General features: G+C 33.3%; 5 protein-coding genes. All 5 read right to left on the minus strand.

Features of this window, described 5'->3' with window-relative positions; translation table 11 throughout:
• Positions 1-867, minus strand: an 867-nt coding sequence (locus tag PL77_RS19980) for a hypothetical protein (protein ID WP_216595927.1), incomplete at its 3' end; no start/stop codon positions are given.
• A 32-nt stretch (positions 868-899) separates the two neighbouring features.
• Positions 900-2,582: a hypothetical protein gene (locus tag PL77_RS19985; protein WP_156152453.1), complete on the minus strand. Its 1,683-nt coding sequence runs from the start codon at positions 2,580-2,582 to the stop codon at positions 900-902.
• Positions 2,583-3,030: 448 nt separating this feature from the next.
• Complete coding sequence (locus PL77_RS19990) at positions 3,031-3,462, minus strand: hypothetical protein (RefSeq protein WP_044209397.1); 432 nt, start codon at positions 3,460-3,462, stop codon at positions 3,031-3,033.
• A gap of 2 nt (positions 3,463-3,464) precedes the next feature.
• Complete coding sequence (locus tag PL77_RS19995; protein ID WP_044209400.1) at positions 3,465-8,351, minus strand: peptidoglycan DD-metalloendopeptidase family protein; 4,887 nt, start codon at positions 8,349-8,351, stop codon at positions 3,465-3,467.
• Positions 8,352-8,390: 39 nt separating this feature from the next.
• A complete protein-coding gene (locus PL77_RS20000; protein ID WP_044209403.1) occupies positions 8,391-11,846 on the minus strand; it encodes a hypothetical protein in 3,456 nt (1,151 codons plus the stop codon).
• Positions 11,847-12,010: the final 164 nt, after the last annotated feature.

The following is a 12,010-nucleotide window of genomic DNA, read 5'->3' on the forward strand; positions in this document are numbered from 1 at the left end:
GGGTTTTAAATGGTAACCTTCTTCGAAGACATAATCCGCCCAACCGGTATATACTTTTACTTCCGTTGCTCTTATCTTGCCGTCAACGGATAATTTAAAATCAGAAAGGTTTGTTGTTCCAATACCTACATGTCCTCGGTGGTCTAATCTCATTGCTTCCGTTCCATTTAAAATAAATGCCAATGGATTATTTGTGCCTGAAGTGGAAATTACCTGTCTTCCTGAAGCTCCTTCTCCATAAATATTAATAGTTCTTGTTGCTAAATCTTGAATAGACACACCCGATCCACTTCCTTCTGAAGATTGTTTTACAAATAATTTAGAGGTAGGTGAATTACTACCTATCCCTACTTTACCTGAACCTGTTCCATTTAATATTATATTCCTAGAAGCATTTGTAGCATTATCAACTCTTAAGTTGTTTGAATTATCCATTCTAATATAAGAAGACTGACCTGTAACCTGGTTTTGGAGCCTTAAACCACTTGAATAGTCATCAACCTCATTTTGAGTTATTGTTAGCTTTCCATGATCAAGATTATTTGTTCCAATTCCCACATTCCCATTATTATCTATCACAAACCTTGATTTCCAATTTCCACCGCTATCTTTTGTAGAGCTTATGCCAAAAATTTGCTTTGTTCTATTCGCATGACCAAAATAAAAAACTTGCTGATTTACACCATTCATATTATTATGAATAAAGTGACCATGATTTGTGCCAGAAGGTTCTAAATTTAAACCAAAATTATTATTGGAACTGTAAGAAAACCTTGTGAAAATCTCACTTTCATTCGCAGTATTAACCCATTGAGCATTAGCTAATGATGAATAGAATAGCATTACTATTAATATTAGTTTTTTCATTGCTATAGTTATCTAAATTATTAATTTTTAAGTTACATATCACCAATCCCATTAAACCCAATTCTGAACACCCATGGGCTATTTTGAATAGGGTTGTTGTTATCTTCGTACACAAATGAGTAGAGCAACTGAAAGCTGATACCAAAGAAGTCTCCAAACTGATAGGTGTAGCCGGTTCCTGCTCTTAAAGATGGAAACCAATGTCTTTTGTATTCAGGTTGGGAAGGATCTGAGGCGTTCATACTTTCTACTTCACCATCTATATGTGGATAACCTTTGAAAGGGGTATATTGGGTAGAAAGTCGGCCTCCGTAGACCCAAAGGTCTTTATCTTCTACTCTACCGTAACGAACAACGGGAGACAAACCGATATTTGTTTTCTTTTTAGCCCCTACAGTTTTATAAAACTTTGGAGCAGCCTCTACACTTGGGTTTTCTCCTGCGGTTACATTGATGCCTCCTCCTACTTTGAGGAATTTGCCAACGTCAACAGTGGCTTCGGGAATTTCCAATTGGTCCGTTTCTGGATTGGCAAATGGGATATCTTTTTTGGTGGATAATTGGAATTGCCACGGGTTGCCCTCAACGGGATCTACCCAACCGGTTTTTCGCATGGCAGAGGCTTCTATGGTGAAGAATTTCCCTACTTGCAAGGAATATCCTGCACCTATTAACACATCACTTTGCCATCGGGGAGTAGTGGTCTCTTGAACACCGTCTTGATAAATATAAATAGAGTCTGCTTCGTATAAACCTGAATATTCTACTTGAAAATAAGGTAGGTATTTATGAGGTTGAACTCTTGTAAATACTCTTCCACCGAAAGACCAATTGGTATGAAGGGAATCATAAAGCATAGAGATATTAGGGCCAATGCCTACACTCCAAGCCTCGTTTAATGGTAATTGAAGCGAGGGGGAATAAGTCACTTTCAATGGGTCCTGTTGTTCTATGGTGATCGTATTTCCAATATTGAGGGCTTTGGTCACTAAACCAACTCCTTCACTAAAAGATAGGTTTTCCAAATTCTTAAACTTGTCCAGCATTTTAAGGCTGGGGTTTTGAATTTCACGATTGGGATCAAAACCGTTGCTGTTGCTTTTGACCACCTGATCCAAGCCTTTTTTGCCGAATCCTACAGAAATACCTGCCAAAACACCCCAATCATTGTGCTGATAGTGGTAGTTGATATCTGAATACAGCGTAATGATTTTATCCTTTCTGTTTTTCCATGCATAACCACCGCCTACACTGATATAATTGGTGTTCGGTTGCCATCCGTGACCTGCATTGAGCATGCCTTTTCTTTGTTCGCCTAGTCTGTATTTCACTTTCCCCTCGGCTAGCCAACGGTCTGAAATCCCTAACGACAAAGAATCGGTATTGAGCATGACATTCAAACCCATCGTTGCTTCTGCTTCCCAGCGTAAATAGCGATAACTGACGCCCGCCGTGAGATAAGGAGCGACGTTTGGAGGCACTGTATTGTTGTCTCCTTCCTCATGATTAATTACAGGGGGAGATGAAAGCCATCCTACTCTTCCTCCTACAAAAGGCACCAACTGAGGCATTGTTCCCATCTGCAACAAACTGTCTTCCAACTGCTGTTGTTGGAGAAGCTGTTTTTGTTGCTTTAGCTCAGAAAGGGAGGGATAGGTTTGTGCATGCAAAACCTCTAGTGTGAAAAATAAAAACAGGAAGAGAGTATATCTCATTTTTTGATGTTTGCTTAGTATCATCTTGTTATAAGTCAAAGACTTAATCAATTGGTGAATTCCGAGTAACTCTCGCGTTTAGCCTTCTGAAAACATTTGTTCAATTATAGCGTAAATATACTACAATTTTTGTCGAGAAGTTGAGGTTTTCAAATCACAAATAGTAAGAAAAAAATCGATACCTGTCCTTCCCTTATAAGGTGATACTCTTCAACCTTAGGAAGTAACAATCTCAATTGGATAGAGATGCGTAAAATCCCCTGATAACTTGGACTCCCAAATACAACTTTCTACATAAGAGTAGATAAAGGTCAATTTTGAATATATAGTTATCAAAAATTGACCTTTATGTTTTATATATCTTCTTTTTTTTAAAAAGTTATAAGTTGAAACATATTTGATGGATAATTCCTAAGTGACGCTACAACACTCAGAACTGAAGGAGGCTTTAATCAACCCAATTTATAAATTGAAGTTTATCTTGAATTAGTTCTCCTTTTTGATTGTAAAAATTTAAATAATTTTCTTCACAAATATTAAAAAATGACTCTGTATTATTTATAAAATTATACTTGAATATTTTTACGCAATTGGTTGAAGAATTATATAATTCATAGTATAATATTTCCTCCTCAAATTTCAAGACTTTAAAATCATCTAAATAGATAGTTTCTTTTTTAGATACAACTTTTTGATTCGATGAAATAATGATTCCAATCGGGTCTGATGGCCATGAATATTTATCACTATATTCAATTATATAAATATTCTCTTTTTTTTCTCTATCTAGTTCTATTTGTTTTAATATTGTGCGATTTATTAATAAATCGTTCTGAAAATTAAAAAACAACACTAAATATAAGGTTAATTTTAAATTCATAACTATTTTTTTAGATACATATATTCTTTTGTAGTATAATTTTTATCGTCTTCTTTAGTGGTTTTAATAACTCCTGTAGTTGATGGGTTTGTATCTTCAGTCATTGGAGTAAATTTAACTGTTCTATAAGCCTCATTGGCATCTAATAAACCACTTTTTTCAAGAAACTTACCAGCTCGTAATTTTGTTCCATATTCAAAATGTAGATGAACATCATCACCCTTTAAACCTTTAGCATTACCAGTAGTCCCTACTTCTCCAATTTTTTGACCTAATTTAACCTTATCTCCTTTTTTTACATCTGTCTTGTCAAGATGAGCATAAAAAGAATATTTGACTTCAACATAATCTAAAACTTTTTTTGTATTTCCATTTTCGAATGTTTCTTCTCTATAATATTTAAATTTATGTTTAACTGTCACATGGTTTCCATACGAACTACTATAACCTGCTTTAATTACAGTACCATCATACACTGATTTCACTGTTGTACCTTTCTTTGCGTACAAATCATGACCTGCATGAAATCTTTTACCAAATGTTCTTACCCAACCTTTACCTAAATTACTAGCTCTATTTTTTCTTATTTGCATTTTTTCAAGTGGTGGATCTATTTTAGTAGGGGCCATCCCATTGGGATCAATAAATCGAAGTGGATTATTAAAAGCATAATTATAAACAGAGTGCCTTCTCATCTTCTCTGCTAGAGGATCAACCACAAACCATCTACCCAAACTCGCATCATAATGTCTCGCACCATAATCAATAAAACCAATCTCCTCCTGCTTCTCTTTTCCATTGTATTGGAACTTATGATCCGGTGTACCTTCCTTCTCAATACCCGCCATATTCATACCAAACGGATAGTAGTGGTTTTCTTGGACGATGTAATCATCAAAAGTGATGGTGATATCATCAAAGTAAACAGGAAGTGTTGGTGAAGCGTTGAAAAGGGCTACTGTAATGCTTTCTGTATTTTCAGGCGCTATAAACGATTGTCCTATATTTTTCCAGACATTGACTGTCGTAACATTCAATTTCTTTGGTGTTTCCACTTCATTGCCACTTTCATCTAAAAAGGTCACTTGAAGGTACGCTTCAATGTCTTCCATGGTTTCCTGACCGAAAAGCAAAACAGGAGCCGTCACTTGTGTCGTATTTTCAGTTTCCCCTGTAGTCTCTCCGTTCTCCGTATAAGAAGCGTTGTTTTCTGGAGTATTCGTTTGTGTTGGAGTAGAAGCCGTTGTGGTAGTGCTATTCTTCACAAAATAATCAACACCCACATACACCTTTTCTCCCGCTTGAAGAGGAATTGCGTTCTCTAAGGTTGCACCTTGTTCACCCGCTTTTACTTCTTGTACAAAACCTACACGGTTACCAATACTACTTACTCTTTCTTGTCCATTAAAATTGAAGAGAGAAATATCATCTTCAAAATCTTCAATCACCACTTCATCCAATCGAACCGCCGCACGGAGGTTGCCTAAATGATCTTTATAGTGGTATTCTTGATACAAGTGCTTTTGTTCCAATCTTGTTTTAATGCCCGACCTATCGGTCAGAATACGTCCCTCAGCAGTATGCATAAATTGCAGTTCGTCTGCTCCCCCTTTGTTTTCATAAACAAAACTGCCAATGTACTTGGTTGTCACATTTTGAAGGGTGCCGTCGGCCTGTTTTATAGAAGCAAACTTCTCCAACTTAATACCCGCTGCATCATACACATACCTAACTGTGTCCTTATGATTACCAAATCCTTCTAAGACAATTTCTGTTGGCAAGTTCAGGTGATTGTATTTAATCTCCTCTATCTTTTTATTCGCATCTTTCTCTAAATTACCATTCTCATCATAGCTGAAAGCGGCACCTGTCCCCGCATCAAAGAAACTATTGTCTTTCTTAAAATCAGCCGGTTTATACGTGGAAGCATCCACTACATTTTTCAACTGATTGCTGTTTGGCAAATACTCATACGACAATAAATCAATATCACCATAAGTAGGTGATTGATCCGCGGTTCTGAATCCTTGTCGGGTTAAGCTTAATATATTGCCATTGGCGTCATAGCCTATGCCGTTGTCATTGCCAGAAACAGAATAATTTTCATCACCAGTACCTATATAATTGGCTTTTTTCAATCGGTTCAATTGATCGTACGTATACTCATAACTACGTCCATTCATAGGGTCATTAAAAGAATGCCACGATTGTTTTGCAATATTGCCGTTGTATTGTGAAGGTACATTAAGTGCCTCATTTTCATCTTGTATATAATACAACTCCTGTACAAAAGGCTGTTGCTTAGAGATTTCCGCCCCTTTATTCACACCCAATGACCATCCACGGATATTATAATCATACTTGTGCACTAAAGGCTGTTGATCAGTACCCGTCGTTTTCTTGATCATCTCTCCCAGTTCATTGTACTCAAAAGATATGACCTCTTCCACTACGTCATCTTCGCCAGCATTATTTACTTTGGTCACCGTCTGTTTCGTTTCCAAAACACGTCCCATATGATCGTATTGGTTTTCCGTAAGCACAGAAATATCCTCCACACCAGAGTTGACATGATTAAGATATGTTTTAATCACTTCACCGGCAAAATTATATTGAGTAGTCAATACATCTTCACCTTCCAATGATTGGGTAATTGTCTGCACCACTCTGTACTTATCATCATAATAAGTCACCGTAGTTAAAAACTCGTCTTTTCCTAATACCCTTACTTTACTACCCGTAATTTGACCTTTGACTTTATCTGTGGCTGTAGGTAATAAAATACCATTATCGCTTGCTTCCTCAAAAATATTAGCTGGAAGTTCATTGAAACTTATACCATTCTTATCCCAAGAGTAATCATCATAATAAGTTACAGAAAGTACATCCTCTTCTGTAATGGTAAGGTTTGTTTGCATAGTATACCCAAACAATGCAGTTCCTCTAATTTCATAATTTGAAGCTTTTAATGTTTTATATTCTTCTATTAACGCTTCGTGATCCTTGTCTACTATTTGTTTTATACCATTGATAATTGGTCGGTTATGAATGTCATATTTTGTAAACATCCACTTATTATCCTTTCTTAATATGGTATCTTGAGTTAACACTAATCGATCTTGATTATCATATACCATGAATTCCCAACCCTTTGAAGGTAACTTCTTTTTAATTATTCTATTTTTCTCATCATACTTATATTGATAAACTAATCCATCTAATGCGGTAGAACCTTCATAAGTTTGTACAGAAAAACTTGAGGTTTCACTCGCTTTAAAATGAAAACCATCCCCTAATGTTAAAACCTTACCCTTTTTAACTAAATAGTTTTTGTTTTCATATGAGTTCTTCGTTTTATCTGTAAGAATGAGTTCTGTACCTTCAGGAACTTCTTCTTCTCCCTCACCTTCTTCATTTATAAAACTGTATTTGGGAGGAAAAACGAAAACTAAGTTGTTCAACTGATCATATCCATAATATGTATCCAAATTTTGATAATTGGGATTTACATCAAACTCAATTTCAACAGCTATTTTAGAAATAGGTGCAGGTGATGTTACTTTATAGATTATCGTTAATTGTGAATTAATTATCCAAAATTCATAGTCACCGAAATCACTCAAAAAGTATTCATCAACATTCATATAACTTGATAAATCTATTTTTTCACCTTCCGAAAGAATATGAGATATAAATGTACCATCAAATTTTATATTAAAAACATTTTCACTTTTAATTATCAGTCGACCACTACCGCCACCTGCTTTATCAATTAGAGAATAAAAGTCTAAGGGTACTGTTTGAAAATTATCCTCATTTAATTCTTTGTCTAGAAGAAGTCTCTGTCTTTTTAGGATTACATTGTCACGACTATTTTTAAACTCTATTGAGCGGCTACCATTTTCATCATCTATAATTGTTTTTGTCAATTCACCCGGATTATAATAACTTTCTTTTAATAAAAGGCCATCTTCTGAGAACTTATGAACATAATCATCACTACTGTTCAGTTTATTCTGTATCACATTTTTTTTATTTTCAGAATGCCAAGCTTCCCCTACACCAAGTTTACTTACTACTTCATTTAATGGAGACTTATCGAATTCCGTAATTGAAAAAGGTTTATGATCTTTTTTCTCATTTGAATAAAAAGTCAGTAGGTCTCCCGAAGATGGCAATCCATTTTCAAAATTTGTAATGGCATTTTCTTGATATTCTCCGCGAGTAGAATTACTTGAAGGATATGGTAGTAAATTGATGGCTTGAAGCCCTTTTTCATCATAAATATGATGTTGTATCATATCCTTTTCCGATGGTGTAGATTGAACAGATATGGTTTGCATAACTTTACCTAACCCTCCATAATAAGTAATTACATCATTAGAGTAATCTACATTACTTCCATCTTTTATTGTTCGCGTCGTTGATATTTCTCTATAGTTTCTTTCTACATTACTTTCAATGGTTTGAACTGCAGCTGTACTGTATTGATTAGACACTGGCATATTCACTTGAAACTGTCCAAGGTTAATCGAAAATATTTTATTAAAACCTGTTATAGTTCCATTACCCTCGATTGATATCCAATTATCGATTATAGTAATAAAATAATTTCCTTGATCAATATACCCTAATGGAATATTTGGTAAATTTTGACAACTTGATATTTCAAGAATTTTACCTGTTTTTAAGTTTGATGAAGTAAATTCAGCATTGAATGTAACCTCCAATAAATCATTATTCAAGGTTTTGACCTCTATTTCTCCATTTCCTTTAACAGGACTGTTTAATACTTTATCAAAAGACCAAATTTGATTACACTGTTGACTTTGAGCTAGTAGAACAACATTACTCAAGAGTAATGCTAATATAATTAAGTAAGTTTTCATGATTTATACGTATATAATAGCTAACTTTAATAATGATAATTAGTTAGTTTCTGCTACTGTAATTATTTTTTCAGTTTTAATAAAGTTATTATTGACTAAGTCAGTGATGTAACACTCAACCTCCAGTTCACCTCTATACTTGTAAGTCGTTTCAAAAAATGGAGAGTTCGTCTGATGTTGTTCTAGTATTAAATTTCCATTCTCTGCTTTGATCACCCAATTATAAGAGTAAATTCTACTACCCCCAATTATTCCAAAATTATAAAAGGTAACTTTTGCACCTAGAGTTTGCGTAGTTTCATTTATTACACCAATATCTAAACCACTCAAATTACTATAATTCAAGCCTTCATTAGGAGCAAGGTTATAATTTACAGTTTTCAAAGTAATATCATCGTTATTTTTAATTTCAATCAACCGTCCTAAATTATCGTATGAGTATGAAGTTGAAATATTATTAATATCAAATGATTTCTCTAATCCAATGCCAGGTAAATAAGTATAGGTCTCTAAATATATATCTGGAGATATATCTTCTCTCAATGAATTTAACTTACTCTCCAGATCACTGTTTGATGAAAAGTCACTGACGTTAGGTGCCTTTGATTTTAAGGTTTCGTAATCTATACCAATAGCTTTTGCAATAATATTGGTTCCATTATATCCCCATAAATAAGAGACATGTTGTTCATATTCCTTATGAAATTCGCATACATTTCCATATTCATCATACTCATCAATAAAAGTGGTATTTACTAAACTCTCATTAGGTCCATTCTCAGAATAATTTGGATATAAATCATCATCATCAACTGATATATTTGATTTATCATAGACTATATTAGAGTAACTGACAGTATTATTATTTATCAATGAAGTCTTTTTTAATAATATTCCCGTAGCTATTTTCTTTGTTAATAGAGTATTAGCATCTTCTCTTGACTCAGTAAGAAAACTAGAATTAAAGAAAATATTTTTTTCCTCTGATTTGTCAGAATGTGTAATTGTTGAAGATTTTAAAAAGGTATGGTTTATATCATAATCATGGATAGATGATAAATAGTCATAATAATCATAATCGATTGATGTAGTTAAAGTAACCGCACCATCATCATCATACTTCGTTGATATTTCTCTACTTAAAACATTATTCCCTGTCAAAATTGAATAAGCTGTTCCTGAATACACAATTGTTGAAAAACAATTTTCACTATTTTGTAATGGTGATTTAGATGTCACATTTGTACTTCTAACATATTTATTAGAATAATGTGTATATTCCTTTTCAGTCTTATATTTTATTTTTTTTGTATTATCATATCCTGATACTTCATATTCTTTCCCTCTTAACATACTTCTATCAGTTATCGGGTCATAAAAAGCAGACCTTGCATTAAGAAAAATACCAGGTACATCTAAAATTTGATCAAAGTTTTTATACTTATAGATTGTAAAACTTCCATCTTCAAGTTCTTCCACAACTTCAGAATATCCAATCTCAACACCAAAAGAATTTGAAAGAGGAACCATACTATTCACTGAAAATTTTCGGACATAATATTTCCATTCATTATTTAGGTCATAGTGTAAATAACTATCCCAATAATAATGAGGTTTTCTAGTTAGTATTCCTGATTCATTTTGTTCATTAAGTTGAAAGTTATTAACATAATGATACCTCTTTGATCTTACCTTAAAACCATCGTAGGTCTTTATTTCTTTAATTCTGACACCAGGGCCTATACCTGATTCACCTTCTAGATAGTCTCTATCATCTCCAACATATCTAGAATACCTATTAGGTTCGTAAATAAATTGCATCCAACCTCCAGTAGGGTAAATGATTGAATTTAAAAGTCCAACTTGTAAATATTTTGGATTAGGTTCCCTTTCAAAGTAATAATCTTTAAGGTTATTTTGATCTATCTCATATTCAGACCCATTGTAATATCCCCAATGATCAATTTTTTTTGAAAGATATTCTGGTAGTGCTCCTGATTGATCCTGACTAATATTATATTTAAAATGATAACTTTCCTTTTCAGAGTCAGTCTCATCCCCTTTTATATCTATTCCGCTTAAAAATAATCTTCTATTGTTGGGAAATCCATCATAGTTTAAAGAGATATCTTTAATCGTTGAGCTTAATATATTTTTAACTCTTATATTACTGACTTTATACCAACTGAGGTTATTAAAATAATTGTATTTAAAATCGATGGGGTATGTATCATCTTCAATACTATTATAGTCATTAGGAGTTTGAATAAAATATGCTGGACCTGCATTCGGAGAACCTATCGTCTTTTCAATTGAATTATATAACTCACTAAACATCTCTTCCTGAAATGCTTTTTGATTAGCAATACTATTTATAAACTCAATAGTTTCACCATTAAAAGTAGTTATACTTGTCAAGTAAGACGGTAAGATTAGATCCCCTCCAAAAGAACGATTTTCATTTGATAGACTATAATTACTAATACATGAATTTTTACATTTTTCAAAATTCCCAAATGGGCCACAATCATCTCCAGAATAAATTAATGAATAGTTAAAAAGGTTTGTTGTTCTATAAAACTCAGCAATAAACCTTTTCTTTTCATATTCAAATGAATATAAAACGTTCATATGAATATCCTCAACTTTTGTTAGTTTCCATGAATTTGCTACCCAATGACTAGCTGCATATTGTTGAAAGAATGGTATGCTATACTCGATTGCCTTATCATCTACTCCAAAAGTATATCTATTCCCCTTGTCATCAATCAATAAAAAACCAGCAATTGATTTTTGATATTCGCTTATATTATTTTGATGCTTAGGTATTTCAAAAACCATATCTAAAAGATCTGCCTCTGAGACGCTATTCATATCATGGACTCTTTGGCCATTTTTATCTAAGAGCTTAACAGTAATATTGCTTTCACTTGCTACTCTCCACTTTCCTTCATGGTCTAAAAGGAATTTACCACTCATACCCATAAAATTAAAAGAAAAGATATCAGGTTGATAATCGAAATCTTTATAAGATGATTTTTCATCAGCAAGGCTTTTCAACCCTTCAATATTTAGAAAAGTATTATCATTCAATCTATTGAAATTAAAGAAATAACCCACACTCCTATATGGAGTAGGAACACTTGCGTTTGTAGAATATGATTCATCAGGACTTCCTGATACAGACCGGATAATAGCACCACCTGCACCTATTAATGACCAGTTTTGCCCCACACTTCCTGGGTGCAAATTTACTTTAATACCAGATGTGTTATATGATAAGCCTATATTTAGAGGTACTCCCTTTATATTTTGATTATATAGTGGAATTGAAACATTTGCAGTTCCATTAAATAAAGACATTGGTACGTCTCCATATGTCCCCAAATCTCTTACATCTGGACTTTGTATATTTGACGGAAGACTTAATTCTTGACCATAAACAAACGAGATGGAAAGTATAATTGTTAATATTAAAATTAATATCTGTTTCATTGATATAATTAAAATTTACTCGTAAAAAATTTAGCTTTAGTATATTTTGATTGTAAAGAGTATAAGGTTCTTTATTCCTTATCGATCAACAGTTTCTTTAACATGTTTACTTCTTCTTTTATCTTTTTAAGTTCATTAATCTGTTTTTCCTGCTCAATAGTATG

It is taken from the genome of Flammeovirga sp. OC4, assembly GCF_000812565.1.
Classification (GTDB): domain Bacteria; phylum Bacteroidota; class Bacteroidia; order Cytophagales; family Flammeovirgaceae; genus Flammeovirga.

Excerpts from the sequence above, each read along its gene's own strand:
- PL77_RS19985 (WP_156152453.1), bottom strand. The coding sequence starts at position 2,582 with ATGAGATATACTCTCTTCCTGTTTTTATTTTTCACACTAGAGGTTTTG.
- PL77_RS20000 (WP_044209403.1), bottom strand. The coding sequence starts at position 11,846 with ATGAAACAGATATTAATTTTAATATTAACAATTATACTTTCCATCTCG.
- PL77_RS19990 (WP_044209397.1), bottom strand. The coding sequence starts at position 3,462 with ATGAATTTAAAATTAACCTTATATTTAGTGTTGTTTTTTAATTTTCAG.
- PL77_RS19995 (WP_044209400.1), bottom strand. The coding sequence starts at position 8,351 with ATGAAAACTTACTTAATTATATTAGCATTACTCTTGAGTAATGTTGTT.